Below are 15,797 nucleotides of genomic sequence, written 5' to 3' on the forward strand. Positions count from 1 at the left end.
TAGTTTTATTGCAGCGGCGAAAAGCCGGTGGGCCGCAGCATTCGCGACTGCAAGCGCAGCACCGCGCCCAGTTCGCGATTGCGCCTTGAGAACTCTGCCCAACGGGGGTCCGCTGCCATGGCTGCGCGGCGTGCCATGCGTTCGTCGAGGCTGGCATAGCCCCAGATATGCACCACCTGGTTGACCTCGCCGAATTCGCTGGTGAAAAAGCCGACCAGGTTACCGAGATGCTCGCTTTGCACCTCCAGCGCGTGGCTTTGGTACAGGCTCAGCCAGTCGGCCATTTTCAGTGGGTCGAGGGTGTAGGTTCTCAGTTCGTAGTACATGCTGGGGTCTCCATTTGGGTGGTTGGCGCCTGCAGGCGCACGGCGATGTGGTTGGCAGCGAGCCAGCCGAAGGTGAGGGCAGGGCCCAGGGTGATGCCGGGGCCGGGGTAGGTGCCTTTCATCAGTGAGTTCATGTCGTTGCCGACTGCATACAGCCCGGCAATCGGCTGGCCATCGCGGTTCAGCACGTTGGCCTGGGCGTTGGTCACCAGGCCGCGGGCTGAGCCAAGGTCGCCGGTGTGGATGCGGATGGCGTAGAACGGGCCGCTGGTCAGCGGCGCCAGGCATGGGTTGGGCGTGTGTTGCGGGTCGCCCATGTAGCGGTTGTAGCTGTTGCCGCCTTTGCCGAACGCGCGGTCGATGCCGTTGCGGGCATCGGCGTTGAACTGCTCCAGGGTCTGCATGAATACCTGTGGGTCGACACCAATGGTCTTGGCCAGTGCCTGCGCTGTTGCGGCGCGGTGCAGGTAGCCGGCATGGATCAACGCCTGGTTGTCCACCGGCTTTGGCCGCGCCAGGCCCAGGCCGTAGCGGTTCATCGCTTCGGCATCGCAGACCAGCCAGCAGCTGGCGATGCCTTTGGCGAACATGGTCTGCACGAAGTGGTGGTAGGAATCGGACTCGTTGACGAAGCGTCGCCCGTCCGGGCCCACCGCGATCATCCCCGGCTTGGCGCGGTCGGTGACCAGGTGCGGGAAGCGCTCATGCTCGCCACTGGCATGGCGCAGTTCCGAAACCGGCGCCCAGAAGAAGTTGGCCACCAGGCCCTCACCCTGGGCTGCGGCCACGGCTTGGCCAAGGCGCAGGGCAGCGCCGTCATTTGTGGGCGGTGACATGGTCAGGTGCGGCGCTTGCCGGCCCGGCCGGTAGCTGTCGGCCAGCGCGCCTGCAGCGAACCCGCCCATGGCGCACACCACACCGCCCCGGGCCAGCACCCGTTCACGGCGCCCTTCGCGTTGCACCACCACGCCGGTGACCACGCCGCGTTCGACGATCAGCTCCAGGGCTTCGCTGCGCAACCACAGCTGCGTGCCATGGGCGAAGGCGCTGCTGGCCAGGCGGGCGATCAAGGCATTGCCGGTGGTAAGGCGGGTGCCGCGCGGATGATGCAGGCGGTCCCGCGCGTAACGCGCCATCAGCTTGAGGCAATGCCACAGCGACCGGGGCGAGCGGCGAATACTGAGAAAGTGCTGGATATCCACGCGGTTGACCATCATGCCGCCGAACAGCAACATGCCGGGCGGCGGCATCTGCAGGTCCTTGAAGTGCGAGCCGAGCTGCCTGCCGTCGTACTCGACCATCTCCAGCGCCCGGCCAAACTGGGTGGCACCGGGGGCGTCCGGGTAGTAGTCCGGCGAATGCGGGCGCAGGGCGTAGCGCAGTTCGGTGTTCTGCTCCAGCCAGCGCAGCGCCTGGTGGCCATGCTCGATGAAGGTGTCGACCAGCGCGGGGTCATAGCCGTCGCCGATGACCTGCCGGAGGTAGGTGCGAATGGCCTCGGGGGAATCCACCGCACCAGCGGCGCGGGCTTGATCAGTACCATAGAGCCACACCGCCCCACCGGAAATTGCCGAGGTACCGCCAAAGTGCTCGGCCTTTTCCACCACCAGCACTTTCAGCCCCCGGCGGGCGGCGGTGGCGGCAGCGGTAAGGCCACCGGCGCCGCTGCCCAGCACGACCAGGTCAAAGTTGTGTTGCGTATGTTCATGTGTCGGCATGGCTTCAGATCTCCAGCGGCGTGACGCCCATGAAGGCGCCCAGGTGGCCGAGTTGGGCGAAGGCCATTTCCGGGCCGGTCTGGACCGAGCAACCTGCCTGGCGTGCCCGTTTCAGCAGCGGGGTGATCTCGGGTGAGGTGACCACATCGGCGACCAGGGTTTCGGGTTGCAAGGTGGCGAGCAGGGCGGCAGGCAGTGGCAGCTCCGCGCTACCGCCCATGCCGACAGGGGAGGCGTTGACCAGCAGGTCGAAGCCTTCCAGCCCGTCGACCCGGGTGGCGAGTTCGACCGCGGGGAAGGCATTGCCGAGCAGCTCGCACACAGCGCCCATGCGCGCGGTGCTGGGGTCGCTGAGGGTGATGCTGGCGATGCCGGCCTCGCCCAGCGCATAGGCAATGGCACTGCCGACCCCGCCACAACCGATCACCAACGCACGCTTGCCCGCCGGCTCGAAGCCATGTTTGCGCGCAGCACCGAGGAAGCCGGCGCCGTCCACGTTGTCGCCCAGCAGTCGCCCGTCACGCTCTCGGCGAATCACATTGACCGAGCCCAGCGCGGCTGCGCGCTCGCTCAGGCCGTCAAGGCGGCTGGCCAGGGCCTGCTTGTACGGCACGGTGACCACGCAACCGCGCAGGTTCTGCCAGCCGCGCAGGGTGCCGGCGAAGGTAGCCAGCGCGGCCTCATGCAGATCGATGGGCAGCATGGCGAGGTTGCAGTTGTTGTTGGCGAACCAGGTGTTGAAGTTTTCGGGGGACTTCACCTGGGCAATGGGCGAACCGACGATGGCGACCAGTTCAGTCGAACCACGAATCATGCTGACCTCCTTATTGGCGTTGTTATGCAGGCCAAGGGTGAGGCAAGGGGGCGTGGGCAACAATGCGCTGATCGGGCGTTTGATGCGATAATCGCAACCTTGATCCGGTTATCGCGGTAATCGGCTGTTTTTGCCCTGCTTGCGAGTCGAATAGATGAACACCCCCGCTATCCACCCCCGTGACCTGATCGCCGGCTTGCAGAAGGGCCTGGCGCTGATGCAGCTGTTCAGCGCCGAGCAGCCGCGCCTTAGCGTGCCGCAGGCGGCCAGGTTGTCCGGCCTTACCCCCAGTGCCGCGCGGCGGTTTCTGTTGACCTTGGTGCACGAAGGGTTTGCCGAAACCGACAGCCGTGAGTACTGGCTTACGCCCAAGGCGCTGCGCCTCGGCCAGGCGTATGTGGATTCGGCGCAACTACCGCGCATGCTGCGGCCGATAGTCGAGCAGGTGGCGCGGCAGACGCAGGAGCATGTGTCGGTGGGTACCCGTGATGGTGACGAGATCATCCATCTGGTACGCAGCCGCTACAGCCATGTGTCCTCGTTGTCGATCCGGCCGGGTTCGCGGGTGCCGATGTATTGCACTGCCGGCGGGCGTGTCTGGCTGGCCTGGCTGGATGAGGGGGAGCGGGATGCCTACTTTGCGCGTAACCCGCTGCGAGGGTTGACGCCTTATACACAGACGGACCGGTTGCAACTGGAGGCGGAGTTGCTGCGGGTGAGGGAGCAAGGGTTCTGTATCGTGGACCAGGAGTATGAAGTCGGCATGCGCGTGCTGGGTGTGCCACTTCTGGACCGGGCTGGCCGGCTGAAGGCGACATTGACCATCACCACCCATGCTTCGCGGTTGAGTGTGGATGAAATACGCTTGCGGTATCTGCCGACCTTGTATGAGGCCCAGGCGTTATTGCGGCCGGTGCTGGATTGAGGCGGTATGGTTCGGGAATCGTGCTGCCGTCTTCGCGGGTAAACCCGCTCTCATAGAACAACACATGACTCATTGGTTTAGTGAGGGTCTGTAGGAGCAGCCTTGTGCTGCGAAGAGGCCGGTACTGACAAAGCCTGTCTATTGCTTGTACCGGCCTCTTCGCAGCACAAGGCTGCTCCTACAAAGGACGCTTCAAACGAGCGATATTTGTTCTATACGTGACGGCCCAGGTCCTCGGCTTATCGCTCGATCTGGCGGTTCCAGCGCGCGTTCCACTCGGGGCGCTGGGTATTGACCTGGTCCCAGTCGATGGTCACGGCGGTCTGCAGGTAGGTCTGCATGGCTTCGACCTGGCCACGGGTCTTGTCGCTGGTGGGCGTGTTGGGGTTGGACGGGATCTGGTCACCCAGCTCCAGTGCCGGCGACTGCGCCTCGGGGCTGAGCAGGAACTCGGCGAGCTTCTGTGCAAGCTCCGGCTGGTCGTTGTTGGCCGTGACGCATTCGGCCTGGTTGAGCACCACGGCACCTTCCTTGGGCGCGGCGTACTCCACCGGGATGCCTTTGAGCTTCAGCGCCGTCACCTGAGTGGGGGTGAGCGGGAACAGCGCGGCTTCGTCGGTTTGCACCATTTCCGAGAGTTTGGCCGAGTTGGGGATGTACTCCAGCACGTTCGGGCCCACGTTCTTCTGCCAGGCGGCGAAGCCCGGGTTGACGTCGGTATCGCTACCGCCGTGCAGGCGGTTGTACATCAGGAAACCATGCAGGCCGAAGGTGGACGATGCCATCGACTGGAACACCACCTTGTCCTTGAAGCGCGGGTCGGCCAGGTCGTTCCATGAGGTAGGCGCTGCCCAGCCATTGGCCTTGAACAGGCGGCTGTTGTAGGCAAGCCCGGTCACGCCCAGGCTGACTGCGGCAGCCTTGTCCTTGATCAAAGCCTTTTCCGGCAACTGGGCCAAGGTCGGGTTGGGTTTGAGCGTGCTGCACAGGCCCATGCCGATGGCGCGGTACATGATGCCGTCATCCAGCACCATCACATGGATCGACGGCTTGTTCGGCGTGGCCTGGACCTTGGCCAGGATGTCGGCCGAGGTGCCGGGAACGATCACCACCTTCACCCCGTTGGCCTGCTCGAACCTTGGCAGGATATTGTCGCTGAACAGCCGCTCCATGGTGCCGCCGTTCATGCCCAGGTACAGCGTGGGTTGGGCCATGGCGGGCAGGCAGGCGAACAGGCCGGGCACGGTGCAGAACAGGGCGAGCAAACGTTGCTTGTGCGTCATGACAGGTTTTCCTTGTAGTGGTTGGGCTGAAAGCGGTTGATGGAAAAAGCCGCCAGGCTGAGTGCCGGCGCGCCGTGCAGGATGCATTGCGCCAACGCTTCACCGGCAGCCGGGCCTATCTGGAAGCCGGCACCGGCAAAGCCGAATCCATGCAGCAGGCCAGGCTGGTGCAGGCTGGGGCCGAGCACCGGTTCGTCATCGGGCAGGTAACCCTCGGTGCCGCTCCAGGTGCGTATGGCCTGGGCGCCCGCCAGTGCCGGGTACAGCTCGGTGGCGTTGCGCAGGATGTCGAGTACTGCGGCCTGGCCCGGGCGTGCGGTGGTCGGGGTCAGGGCAAAACCGCGCCCGCCACCCAGCACGCAGTTGCCACGCGCCACCTGGCGGGCGTAGATGCCGCCGCCTTCGACCCCGGTGCTGGCGGTCATGAACAGCGGCAGCGGCTCGGTGACCAGCATGGCCGGGTGGGCCGCGGTCAGCGGCGCCGGCTCGCCGAACCGCTCGGCCAGTTGCGCCGACCAGGCGCCGGCGCAATTCAACAGCCAGGGCGCCTTGAAGCCTTGGCCGCTGCTGGTGTGTAGGCTGAAGCGGTAGCCGTCGTGACCCACCTCCAGCACCTTGCACTGCTCATGCACCTGGGCGCCGCTGCGCTTGGCTGCCTGGGCGAAGGCCGGTGACACCAGCCGTGGGTTGGCATGGCCGTCCTCGGGGCAGTACGAGGCGCCGACGGCGATATCGCCCACCCAGGGGAAGCGCTGGCGCAGTTCGCGTCGTTCAAGCAGTTGCAGGCGCAGGTCAAAAGCCTGGGTACGCTGGGCATAGGCCTTCAAGGCATCGAAGTCGGTTTCGCTGCGTGCCAGCTTGAGGTGGCCGCTGCGGGCGTATTCGCCATCGATGCCGATCCACTCGCGCAGATTCCCCCAGATGGCATGGGCGCGCATCGACAATGGCAGCTGCGCCAACGAGCGGCCCTGACGGCGCACACCGCCGTAGTTGACCCCGCTGGAATGCGAGCCGCAGAAGTCGCGTTCCAGCAATGCCACTTGCCGACCAGCGCGGGCCAGGGTCAAGGCAGCGCTGCTGCCGACGATGCCGCCGCCGACGACGATGGCGTCCACTTCGATCAGCTTCATGGTTTTATCTCCAGGCCAAAGGGCAGGGGCTTGACCGGAGCCTGGCCACGCAGGCGCCCGACCTGGTCAATGGCCCGACCGCTTTCGCAGGCGATCAACTCGGCGGCAGCTGCACCGCACACGCGGCCCTGGCAGCGGCCCATGCCGACTCGGCACATGGCCTTGACCCGGTTGATTTCCCAGTGCCCGGCACGCACGGTGGCGCGAATTTCCCCGGCGCTGATCTGCTCGCAGCGGCACACGGTGAGCTCGTCCGGGGCTTGCCGGGCCCACTGCTCGGGAAATGGAAAGGCCTGCTCCAGCCCCTGGCGGAAGCGCTGCAAGGTGGCCAGGCGCCTTTCCAGTTGCTGCTGGCGCTGCGGGTTGCCGGGCTTGCCAAGGTCGGCCAGCAGTGTCAGGGCGGCCAGTTCACCGCTCATCTCGGCACCGTCGGCACCGAGGATGCCGGCACCATCGCCCGCCAGGTACACGCCAGGGCTGGTGGCCCGGCCCTGGGCGTCACGTACCGGTAGCCAGGCGCGGTTGAGCGCGCTCCAGGCGAACTGGCAACCCAGCAGGTCGGCCAGTTGGGTTTCACTGCGCAGGGCGTGGGCGAATGCCACGGCGTCGCACGGCAGGTCGTGTTGTTGGCCATTGTGCGACCAGCGCACACCGCTGGCACGTTGCTCGCCGTCGATACCCAGCAGGGTCACGCCTTGGTGCACCGGCACCCCCTTGCGGGCCAGCCAGGCTCGGTAGTACAGGCCCTTGGCAAAGGTGCCCGGTTGCAGAAGCAGGCGTGGCAGGGCACGCACCTGGGCGCTGAACGGTGAGGTGTCGAGCACCGCGCTGACCCTGGCACCGGCCTTGGCATACTGGTAGGCCACCAGGTACAGCAGCGGCCCGCTGCCGCCCAGCACCACCCGTTCCCCGATCGCGCAGCCCTGGAACTTCAGGGCGATCTGCGCAGCGCCCAAGGTATAGACCCCAGGCAGGGTCCAACCGGGTATCGGCAACACCCGGTCGGTGGCACCGGTGGCGACGATCACCCGGTCGAACGCCAGGCGGTCGGCCAGGTAGCCCTGTTGCAAGGTGTCCAGCACTTGGTTCTCGGCGTTCCAAACCAGGGTGTCCGGGCGGTAGTCGACCTGCCCGCGCAGTTGCTCGAGGGTGTTGTGCAGGGCTTGGGCCTTGCCGGCCTCGAAGCCGTACAAGGCTTTGGCCGAGCGGCGAAAATTGGCCGGCTGCTGGCGGTAGATCTGCCCGCCGCCGCGGCTGGCTTCGTCCAGCAGCACCGGGCGCAGGCCGTGGGCTACGAGGGTTTGCGCGGCGCGGATGCCGGCCGGGCCGGCGCCGATGATCACGATCGCACTCATGGCTGGCGCCCCGGGTCGCGGGTCACGCACTGGCCCGATTCCAGAAAGGTCGAGCAGGCGCGTACCCGGCGGCCATCCTGCAGCCGTACCCAGCAGTCCTGGCAGGCGCCCATCAGGCAGAAGCCGGCGCGTGGTTCGGCGTTGAAGTCGCTGCCGCGCAGGTGCCCGGCATTGGTCAGGATGGCAGTCAGCAGGGTATCGCCGCTCATGCCTTTGGCCGGTTGGCCGTCGAGCAGGAAAGGCACAGGCTCGCGGTCGTGTTCGGCCACGCGCTTGAACAGGGGCATGGGAGCATTCCTTGTCATTGCTTGCCCACCAGCACGCGGTCCAGGCCATATACGCGGTCCAGGGCGACCATGGTCAGGGCGGTGATGGCGATCACCAGCGCCGAGACGGCGGCCATCATCGGGTCGATGGATTCGGTGGCGTATACGTACATGCGCACTGGCAGGGTCTGGGTGGCAGGCGAGGTGACGAAGATCGACAGGGTCACTTCGTCGAAGCTGTTGATGAAGGCCAGCAGCCAGCCGCCGGCTACACCGGGCAGGATCATCGGCAGGGTGACCTTGCAGAACAGCGTGACCCGGCCAGCGCCCAGGCTTTGCGCAGCCTGCTCGGCACTGCGATCGATTCCGATGGCTGCAGCCAGTACCAGGCGTAGCACGTAGGGGGTAATCACCACGACATGGGCGAACACCAGCCAGGCGAAGCTGCCATTGACCCCCAGCAGGGCGAACAGCCGCAGCAAGGCCACACCCAGCACCAGGTGCGGGATGATGATCGGCGATAGCAGCAGGCCGTTGAGAAAGCCTTGGCCGGGGAAACTGTAGCGGGTGATCGCCAGGCCCGCCGGCACGGCGATCAGAGTGGCCAGTGTGGCAGCCAGGGCTGCGAGTTTCAGGCTGTTGTAGAACGCATCGAGGAAATCGGCACGCTCGAACACGGCGCTGAACCAGCGCAGCGAGAAGCCGGCAGTGGGCAGACTCAGGGTGTTTTCCGGGGTGAATGCCACCAGGCACACCACCACCAGCGGGGCGAGCATGAACAGCATCACCAGGGCGTGAAAGGACAGGGCCAGCGGGCCGTTACGGGTCATCGGTTCAGACTCCAAGTGCGCGTTTGTAGCGGTGTTCGACCAATCGGTTCCAGCTGAGCATCACCAGCAGGTTGATCAGCAGCAGGGCCACGGCGATGGTTGCACCCATCGGCCAGTTCAGTTCGGCCAGGTACTGGTCGTAGATCATGGTGGCGACCATCTTCAGGCGGCGACCGCCCAGCAGGCCTGGGATGGCGAACGAGCTGGCGGCCAGGCCGAACACGATCAGCGTGCCCGACAGCACGCCGGGCATGATCTGTGGCAGCACGATGCGGCGGAACACCGTCCACTGGCTGGCACCCAGCGATAGCGCAGCCTGCTCGGCAGTCGGGTCGAGTTTCTGCAGCGAGGTCCACACCGGGATGATCATGAACGGCAGCATCACGTGGACCAGGCCGATGATCACTGCAAACGGCGTATACAGCAGCTTCACCGGCTGCCCGCCGAGGGCAGTGATGCCCTGGTTGACCAGGCCGTCGGCGCCTAGCAGCAGGCTCCAGCCGAAGGCTCGCACCACTACCGAAATCAGCAGCGGGGTCAGCACCAGGATCAGGAATATCGAGCGCCACGGCGCGCCCATGCGGCTGAGCACCAAGGCCTCGGGGATGCCGATCAGCACGCAAAGCAGGGTGACCAGGGCGCTGATCCAGAAGGTACGGAAGAAGATCTCGTAGTAGTAGGTGTCGGTCACCAGGCTCAGGTAATGGCCGAGGGTGTACTGGCCGGCCTGGATGCCGCTGCTGTAGTCGAACGCGTTGAACGACAGCAGCACGGTCAGCCCCAATGGCACCACCAGCAAGGCCAGGAACAACAGCAGCGCCGGGCTGCTCAAGCCATAGCCCCAGGCGCTGCTGCGCAGCTTTGCCGCGCTCATGCCGCCACCTCGCCAGCGTTCAGCACCCGCAGCAGGGCATCGTTCCAGTCCAGGCCGACCTGTGTGCCTTCATCCAGCGGGGTGTTGCCGTCGTTGGCACGCACCACGGCCAGGTTGCCCAGGGCGGTGTCGACCCGATACAGCCATTGGCTGCCGAGGAAGTAACGGCAGCTGATGCGGCCTGCGAGCTTGCCGCTGCCGGCCGGGCCGAGGCTGATCTTTTCCGGGCGCAGGCTGAGGGTCAGCGGGCCCTGGGCATCCGCCCGCGGTTGCCCGTCGGGGCCGGTTACGCCGTGCAGGCGGTTGGCCTTGCCGACAAAGTCGGAAATGAAAGGCGTGCCCGGGTGTTCATACAGGCGGTAGGGGGCATCGACCTGGGTAATGCGCCCGGCTTCCATCACCACCACCCGGTCGCTGATCGACAGCGCCTCGGCCTGGTCGTGGGTGACCATCAAAGTGGTAATGCCGACCTCGTTCTGGATACGGCAGATCTCGAACTGCATTTCTTCACGCAGATGGGCGTCCAGGTTGGACAGTGGTTCGTCCAGCAGCAGCACCGGCGGTTCGATCACCAGTGCACGGGCCAGGGCCACCCGTTGACGCTGGCCGCCGGAGAGTTCGCGCGGGTAGCGCTCGGCATGTTTGTCCAGGCGCACCAGCGCCAGGGCCTGGTCGACCCGGCGGGCTATGTCGGCGTTGGCCACCTTGCGCATGCGCAGGCCGAAGGCGACGTTGTCGCGCACGGTCATGTGCGGGAACAGCGCGTAGCTCTGGAATACCACGCCCAGGCCTCGGCTGGCCGGCTTGGCGTGGGTGATGTCGCGGCCGTCGAGGACAATGCGGCCGCTGGTGACCTCGACGAAGCCGGCAATCATTTGCAGGGTGGTGGTCTTGCCGCAGCCCGAAGGGCCAAGCAGGGAGACGAACTCGCCTTTCTCGATGGCCAGTGACGAGCTGGCCACTGCCTCCGTGGCGCCATAGCGCTTGCAAAGCTTGTCGATCAACAGAAAGGTCATGGCTGTGCTCCATCGCAAACGGAACCGGGGTCAACCGGCAGTTTCAGGGTGGGCAGAGCGCCAGCGGCGAAAAGCAATGCTTTTACGGACGTTGGCGCTCGCTTCTGTGGCGGCGGCCGATGTTGTGATATCGCCCTATGGACCGGAGAGTAGGGCAATGATTAGGATGGCGACAAAGGGTAATTTCACTGGGTGACAGCTATTTTGAAATTATTCCGCTGACTGGAATTTTCTAAGGTTTGACGAAAAATGGATTCCGATAAACGAAATGAGCAGGCCAAGGAAGTAGGTGTCAGTGCAGTGTCGCGTTTGTTCGCCGTGTTGCGTGCGCTGGGAGATTGCGGTGGCGAGGGCGAGAAGGTCAGCCAACTGGCGCTGCGGGTTGGCCTGGCGCAACCCACGACCCACCGCCTGCTGCGCAGCCTGATTGAAGAAGGCATGGTCGACCAGTGCGCGACCAGCAAGCGCTACCGGCTGAGCCTGGATTTTTTTGCCTTGGCGGCCAAGGCCGGGCAAGCCGGCAACCTGCGCGATGTGGTGCGCCCCAGCCTGCTGCGGCTGTCGGCCTCGCTGGGCGATTCGCTGTTCCTGCTGGCGCGCTCAGGGTTCGATGCGGTGTGCCTGGACCGCAGCGAAGGGCCATACCCGATTCGTACCTTCACCGGTGATATCGGCGGCCGTGTGGCCTTGGGGGTGGGGCAGGGCAGCCTGGCAATCTTGGCCTTCCTGCCGGAGGAGGAGCGCGACGAGGTGATCCGCTACAACCTGCCGCGGCTGAAGGATTTCCACCATTACGACGAAGTCATGCTGCGCGCCGAAATCGACAATGTGCGCAGCCTCGGCTATGCCGGGCGCAATACTGGAGTACTCGATGGCATGGCCGGCCTGGCGGTGCCGATCCTCGATCGTAACGGCCATGCGGTGGCGGCCCTGAGCGTGGCGACCATCAGCGACCGCCTGGGGCCCAACCGCATGCCGACCGTGGTAGCGCTGCTCAAGCGCGAGGCGGCGGCGATTGGCGAGCGGGTCAACCCGTTCGACCCGGTGCTGCGCCGGCCTTCGCATGTGTTTGGTTGAGCTGCAGGCCCGGAGAACTCAGTACGCAAGCGGTCCGCGTACCGTGTGGGAGCGGGCGTGCCCGCGAAGAATCCAACGCGGGGCCTGGCACCGGCTCCGCCGGTGTTCGCGGGCGCGCCCGCTCCCACAGAGCCCCGCTAAATCAATGAGTTATGTGTTGTTCTATGAGGGCGGGCGTGCCCGCGAAAGCGGGCGACGCGGTACCTGATCCCACCTCCCACCTCCTGCCTACTCCATCGCCTCGGCCACACCCTGGTCCTCACCCAGGAACCCGCCACTCTGGTGCTGCCACAACCGCGCATAAGTACCATTCTCCGCCAGCAGTTGCGCATGGGTGCCTTGCTCGATGATGCGCCCTTCATCCATCACGATCAGCCGGTCCATGGCGGCAATCGTCGACAACCGGTGCGCGATGGCGATGACGGTCTTGCCTTGCATCATTTCATCCAGGCTCTCCTGAATGGCCACTTCCACTTCCGAGTCCAGCGCACTGGTGGCTTCGTCCAGCAGCAGGATCGGCGCGTTCTTAAGCATCACCCGGGCAATAGCGATGCGCTGGCGCTGGCCACCTGACAGCTTGATGCCGCGCTCTCCCACCAAGGTGTCGTAACCCGTGTTGCCCTGGCGGTCGCTGAGCTGGCTGATGAAACCATCGGCCTGGGCATTGGCCGCAGCGGCGCGGATCTGCGCTTCGGTGGCATCGGGGCGGCCATAGGCAATGTTGTCGCGAATCGAGCGGTGCAGCAGCGAGGTGTCCTGGGTGACCATGCCGATCGCCGCGCGCAGGCTGTCCTGAGTGACCTTGGCCACGTTCTGCCCGTCGATACGGATTTCCCCTCTGTCCACGTCGTAGAAGCGCAGCAGCAGGTTGATCAAGGTGGATTTGCCGGCGCCGGAGCGGCCGACCAGGCCGACTTTTTCGCCCGGGCGAATGTGCAGGCTCAGGTCGTCGAGCACCTGACGCTCGCCGTTGTAGTTGAAGCCCACCTTGTCGAAACTCACCGCGCCACCCGTGGTTACCAGCTCGGCAGCGCCCGGCGCATCCTTTACCTTGGGGCCGCGGGTGAGGGTGGCCATGCCGTCCTGCACGGTGCCGATGTTTTCGAACAGCGAGGTTATCTCCCACATGATCCAGTGCGACATGCCGTTGATACGCAAGGCCATGGCGGTGATCGCCGCCACCGCCCCGGTACCGACCTGGCCCTGGTGCCACAGCCACAGCGCATAGCCACCGGCAGCGATGATCAAGCCCACCACCAGCGCCTGGTTGACGATTTCGAACTGGCTGACCAGACGCATCTGGCGAAAGCCGGTCTGCTTGAAATCCTCCATGGCCGCGCGCGCGAAGTGCGCTTCGCGGTTGGCGTGCGAGAACAGCTTCACCGTGGTGATGTTGGTGTAGGCGTCGGACACCCGCCCGGTCATCGACGATCGCGCATTGGCCTGCTCCTGGCCGACCTTGCCCAGGCGTGGCACGAAATACAGCATGGCCAGGCCGAACAGTACGACCCAGGCAATGAATGGCAGCATGAGTTTCAGGGCAAAGCCACCGGCCAAGGCAATGATCGCGATGAAGTACACCCCGATCCCGGGCAGGATCTCGATGATGGTGAACAACACATCGCGCACCGCCAGTGCCGTCTGCATCACCTTGGTGGTGACCCGACCAGAAAACTCGTCAGAAAAGAACGACAGGCTCTGGCGTAGCATCAGCCGGTGAAAGTCCCAGCGCAGCCGCAGCGGCAAATTGATCGCCAGCACCTGGTGCTGAACCATGGTGCGCAGCGCCACCAGCCCGATGCTGACCAGCAGGACGATGCCAATACCCCACAGCACCCGGGTTTCTTCGGGGCCGACGGCACCGCCGGCCTGCCAGGCCGAGAGCAGGTCCACGACCTGGCCGAGAAAGGCGAACAGCCAGGCTTCGTAGATCGATACCCCGGCACTGAGCAGCGCAAGCACCAGGATGTAGCCGCGTGCGCCCCGGGTGCAGGCCCACATGAAGCGCAACAGGCCAACCGGTGGCGGTGGTACCTCATCAGGTGGGAAGGGATCGAGCCAGCGCTCAAAGATGCGAAGCATGCTTGTCTCCGGAAAATCAATTCTTGCCTGCCGGTGACCATGACACGCAGCGATATGTCCGCTGTCGCCATGGCAGGCTTGGGCTGCAATGCAGCCCCAGTCAAGCCGGCAACCTTAACTGACAGACACTGACCCAACGGTCGTTGTTAACAAAACTTTGCAAATTATTACATTTCTGTCTGATTTCATTTTGCCTTGGTGCTGTAGGGGTACCCGCGACGAGATCGGGCCTGCAGGGAACGGTCAGCGCCGTGCCGACAACTGCTGCGGTGCCAAAAAAGCATCATGGAAGTAATTGCGTACAGCCTGCATCGCCGGGCTGAACGCCCGTTCCCGGTGCCAGGCCAACCCGACGCTCATCGGTGTCACCGGGTCGCTGATGCTAACCGTCTCGATACGCTTGCCCTCCAGCGACCAAGGCCGGTGCACCAGGTCCGACAGGATCGCTACACCGCTGCCATTGGCAACCATGCTGCGCACGGCCTCCACCGAACTGGTCCGCACCCGCACTCTCGGCCGCTGCCCGGCCTGCTCCCAATAGCGCATGGCGCTTTGCTCGGCCTCATCCACGGTCAGCAGGATGAACGGCTCGCAGGCCACATCGGCCAGGCTTACCGCCGAGCGCTCGCACAGCGGATGGTTGCCAGGCAGCCACAGGCGGCGTTCGGAGTTGAACAGGGTTTCCGAGACGATGTCCGGGTGGGTGAGGTTGGCGGTGAGTACCACTGCCATGTCGAAACGACCCTCCAGCAACCCTTGCTCGATGGCGCTGCGCTCCTGCTCGTACAGCTCCAAGGTCACATCCGGATGCCAGTGCTCCAGCCGCTGCAGGTGATGGGGCAGGAAGTAGCCGATCACCGTGTAGCTTGCCGCCAGGCGCAGCAGGCCACTGGCGCGCACGTCCGGCAGCGGGCTATTCAACGCATCGTCCACGCTACGCAGGATCACGTAGGCGCGGTTGAGGAAGTGCCGGCCGGCCTCGGTCAGGCTCATGCCCTGCGCCGAGCGCTGGAACAGCAGCACGCCGAGCATCGCCTCCAGCTCCTTGATCGCCGTGGTCACTGCAGACTGGGAAATGTTCAGGTGGATTGCCGCCTGGGAAATCTGGCCGATCTCGGCGGTGGCGACGAAATAGCGGACCTGGCGCAGGGTCAGTGACACGATAGCTCCCGGGGTATCTGATTTTCAGAAGACACCCTATCTGTTTATAGATCTTCCCAAGGGGGTGCGGAGAATCTAACGTGGCTTGCATGCAGTCACAAGCGCCAGGAGAGACAGTCATGCAGGTGGTGGATTTCAACTCGGACATGGGTGAGGGCTTTGGCCCGTGGACGATTGGCGACGGCGTCGACAACGAGCTGATGGGCTACATCAGCACGGCCAACATCGCCACCGGCTTCCATGCTGGTGACCCCGGCACCATGCGCCGTACCGTCGAGCGGGCCAAGGCCCTGGGCGTCGCAGTGGGGGCGCACCCTGGGTTCCGTGACTTGGTCGGCTTCGGCCGCCGACACATCAATGCCCCGGCCCAGGAACTGGTCGACGACATGCTCTACCAACTCGGCGCCCTGCGTGAAATTGCCCGCGCCCAGGGCGTGCGCCTGCAGCACATCAAGCCGCACGGTGCCCTGTACATGCATCTGGCACGTGACGAAGAAGCTGCACGGCTGCTGGTGGAGAACCTGCGGGTGATCGAGCCGGAGCTGCTGCTGTACTGCATGCCGGGTTCGGTGATCTGCCGCATTGCCCAGGAACTTGGCCAGCCGGTCATTCGCGAGTTCTACGCCGACCGCGAGTACGACCTGAGCGGTTCGATCGTGTTCACCCGCAATGTGCGGGGCTACGAACCTGGAGCGGTCGCTGAACGGGTGTTGCGGGCTTGTCAGCAAGGCGTGGTGCGCACGGTCGAGGGCCAGGACCTGGCCATCGAATTCGATTCCATCTGCCTGCACAGCGACACCCCGGGGGCGCTCGACCTGGTCGAGGCCACGCGCAAGGCGCTGGACGCTGCCGGTATCGTGGTGCGTGCGCCACGCTGAATCCGTGGGGCATCCGGCAGGTATACGCCGGAGCCCGTGCAATTTGCTTTCGCCTGCCTTTC

The 15,797-nt window shown here is 64.9% G+C and carries 15 protein-coding genes; 3 read left to right on the forward strand and 12 right to left on the reverse strand.

All coding sequences use genetic code 11. The features are described from left to right. Positions 1-5 precede the first annotated feature (5 nt). From GYA95_RS07375 to GYA95_RS07385, 3 genes are read right to left on the reverse strand one after another with little or no spacing between them, the layout of a single operon-like run. Positions 6-326 (reverse strand): NIPSNAP family protein, encoded by a 321-nt coding sequence (locus tag GYA95_RS07375; protein ID WP_013972108.1) that lies wholly within the window; start codon positions 324-326, stop codon positions 6-8. After that, complete coding sequence (locus GYA95_RS07380) at positions 311-2,044, reverse strand: FAD-dependent oxidoreductase (RefSeq protein ID WP_015269993.1); 1,734 nt, start codon at positions 2,042-2,044, stop codon at positions 311-313. Before GYA95_RS07380 ends, GYA95_RS07375 begins: the two co-directional genes overlap by 16 nt. Before the next feature lie 4 nt (positions 2,045-2,048). Further along, positions 2,049-2,858 carry a shikimate dehydrogenase family protein gene (locus tag GYA95_RS07385; protein ID WP_015269994.1) on the reverse strand — a complete coding sequence of 270 codons (810 nt, stop codon included), beginning with the start codon at positions 2,856-2,858 and terminating at the stop codon, positions 2,049-2,051. Positions 2,859-3,012: 154 nt separating this feature from the next. On the opposite strand from GYA95_RS07385, the gene GYA95_RS07390 reads away from it, so the two are divergent. Beyond that, positions 3,013-3,783 (forward strand): IclR family transcriptional regulator, encoded by a 771-nt coding sequence (locus tag GYA95_RS07390; protein WP_015269995.1) that lies wholly within the window; start codon positions 3,013-3,015, stop codon positions 3,781-3,783. Positions 3,784-4,022: 239 nt separating this feature from the next. On the opposite strand, the gene GYA95_RS07395 is transcribed toward GYA95_RS07390, so the two are convergent. From GYA95_RS07395 to GYA95_RS07425, 7 genes are read right to left on the reverse strand one after another with little or no spacing between them, the layout of a single operon-like run. Further along, positions 4,023-5,066, reverse strand: a complete 1,044-nt coding sequence (locus GYA95_RS07395; RefSeq protein WP_015269996.1) for an ABC transporter substrate-binding protein — start codon at positions 5,064-5,066, stop codon at positions 4,023-4,025. Further along, entirely contained in the window at positions 5,063-6,196 is a 1,134-nt protein-coding gene (locus GYA95_RS07400) for an NAD(P)/FAD-dependent oxidoreductase (protein ID WP_015269997.1), read from the reverse strand. Before GYA95_RS07400 ends, GYA95_RS07395 begins: the two co-directional genes overlap by 4 nt. After that, complete coding sequence (locus GYA95_RS07405; protein WP_015269998.1) at positions 6,193-7,551, reverse strand: FAD/NAD(P)-dependent oxidoreductase; 1,359 nt, start codon at positions 7,549-7,551, stop codon at positions 6,193-6,195. The genes GYA95_RS07400 and GYA95_RS07405 overlap by 4 nt, the downstream gene beginning before the upstream one ends. Further along, on the reverse strand, positions 7,548-7,838 hold the full coding sequence (locus GYA95_RS07410) for a (2Fe-2S)-binding protein (RefSeq protein WP_013972115.1): 291 nt from the start codon (positions 7,836-7,838) through the stop codon (positions 7,548-7,550). The genes GYA95_RS07405 and GYA95_RS07410 overlap by 4 nt, the downstream gene beginning before the upstream one ends. Before the next feature lie 14 nt (positions 7,839-7,852). Then, positions 7,853-8,647: an ABC transporter permease gene (locus tag GYA95_RS07415; RefSeq protein ID WP_161551363.1), complete on the reverse strand. Its 795-nt coding sequence runs from the start codon at positions 8,645-8,647 to the stop codon at positions 7,853-7,855. 4 nt (positions 8,648-8,651) lie between these two features. Further along, positions 8,652-9,521, reverse strand: coding sequence for an ABC transporter permease (locus GYA95_RS07420; RefSeq protein ID WP_015270000.1), 870 nt, complete (start codon positions 9,519-9,521; stop codon positions 8,652-8,654). Further along, positions 9,518-10,537: an ABC transporter ATP-binding protein gene (locus GYA95_RS07425; protein WP_015270001.1), complete on the reverse strand. Its 1,020-nt coding sequence runs from the start codon at positions 10,535-10,537 to the stop codon at positions 9,518-9,520. The genes GYA95_RS07420 and GYA95_RS07425 overlap by 4 nt, the downstream gene beginning before the upstream one ends. Positions 10,538-10,786: 249 nt before the next feature. Here GYA95_RS07425 and GYA95_RS07430 point away from each other — a divergent pair, with 249 nt between their 5' ends. Continuing rightward, the gene (locus tag GYA95_RS07430) at positions 10,787-11,614 is read left to right on the forward strand and encodes an IclR family transcriptional regulator (protein ID WP_015270002.1); all 828 of its coding nucleotides are present in this window, start codon (positions 10,787-10,789) and stop codon (positions 11,612-11,614) included. Between the two features lie 228 nt (positions 11,615-11,842). On the opposite strand, the gene GYA95_RS07435 is transcribed toward GYA95_RS07430, so the two are convergent. Both GYA95_RS07435 and GYA95_RS07440 read right to left on the reverse strand, forming a co-directional pair. After that, a complete protein-coding gene (locus GYA95_RS07435) occupies positions 11,843-13,696 on the reverse strand; it encodes an ABC transporter ATP-binding protein (RefSeq protein WP_015270003.1) in 1,854 nt (617 codons plus the stop codon). 243 nt (positions 13,697-13,939) lie between these two features. Then, a complete protein-coding gene (locus tag GYA95_RS07440; protein WP_015270004.1) occupies positions 13,940-14,857 on the reverse strand; it encodes a LysR family transcriptional regulator in 918 nt (305 codons plus the stop codon). Between the two features lie 119 nt (positions 14,858-14,976). Here GYA95_RS07440 and GYA95_RS07445 point away from each other — a divergent pair, with 119 nt between their 5' ends. Then, complete coding sequence (locus GYA95_RS07445) at positions 14,977-15,735, forward strand: 5-oxoprolinase subunit PxpA (protein WP_013972122.1); 759 nt, start codon at positions 14,977-14,979, stop codon at positions 15,733-15,735. Positions 15,736-15,797 lie beyond the last annotated feature (62 nt).

It is taken from the genome of Pseudomonas asiatica, assembly GCF_009932335.1.
Classification (GTDB): Bacteria; Pseudomonadota; Gammaproteobacteria; order Pseudomonadales; family Pseudomonadaceae; genus Aquipseudomonas; species Aquipseudomonas asiatica.

Coding starts and splice junctions, on each gene's coding strand:
- GYA95_RS07375 (WP_013972108.1), bottom strand. CDS start 326: ATGTACTACGAACTGAGAACCTACACCCTCGACCCACTGAAAATGGCC.
- GYA95_RS07380 (WP_015269993.1), bottom strand. CDS start 2,044: ATGCCGACACATGAACATACGCAACACAACTTTGACCTGGTCGTGCTG.
- GYA95_RS07385 (WP_015269994.1), bottom strand. CDS start 2,858: ATGATTCGTGGTTCGACTGAACTGGTCGCCATCGTCGGTTCGCCCATT.
- GYA95_RS07390 (WP_015269995.1), top strand. CDS start 3,013: ATGAACACCCCCGCTATCCACCCCCGTGACCTGATCGCCGGCTTGCAG.
- GYA95_RS07395 (WP_015269996.1), bottom strand. CDS start 5,066: ATGACGCACAAGCAACGTTTGCTCGCCCTGTTCTGCACCGTGCCCGGC.
- GYA95_RS07400 (WP_015269997.1), bottom strand. CDS start 6,196: ATGAAGCTGATCGAAGTGGACGCCATCGTCGTCGGCGGCGGCATCGTC.
- GYA95_RS07405 (WP_015269998.1), bottom strand. CDS start 7,551: ATGAGTGCGATCGTGATCATCGGCGCCGGCCCGGCCGGCATCCGCGCC.
- GYA95_RS07410 (WP_013972115.1), bottom strand. CDS start 7,838: ATGCCCCTGTTCAAGCGCGTGGCCGAACACGACCGCGAGCCTGTGCCT.
- GYA95_RS07415 (WP_161551363.1), bottom strand. CDS start 8,647: ATGACCCGTAACGGCCCGCTGGCCCTGTCCTTTCACGCCCTGGTGATG.
- GYA95_RS07420 (WP_015270000.1), bottom strand. CDS start 9,521: ATGAGCGCGGCAAAGCTGCGCAGCAGCGCCTGGGGCTATGGCTTGAGC.
- GYA95_RS07425 (WP_015270001.1), bottom strand. CDS start 10,537: ATGACCTTTCTGTTGATCGACAAGCTTTGCAAGCGCTATGGCGCCACG.
- GYA95_RS07430 (WP_015270002.1), top strand. CDS start 10,787: ATGGATTCCGATAAACGAAATGAGCAGGCCAAGGAAGTAGGTGTCAGT.
- GYA95_RS07435 (WP_015270003.1), bottom strand. CDS start 13,696: ATGCTTCGCATCTTTGAGCGCTGGCTCGATCCCTTCCCACCTGATGAG.
- GYA95_RS07445 (WP_013972122.1), top strand. CDS start 14,977: ATGCAGGTGGTGGATTTCAACTCGGACATGGGTGAGGGCTTTGGCCCG.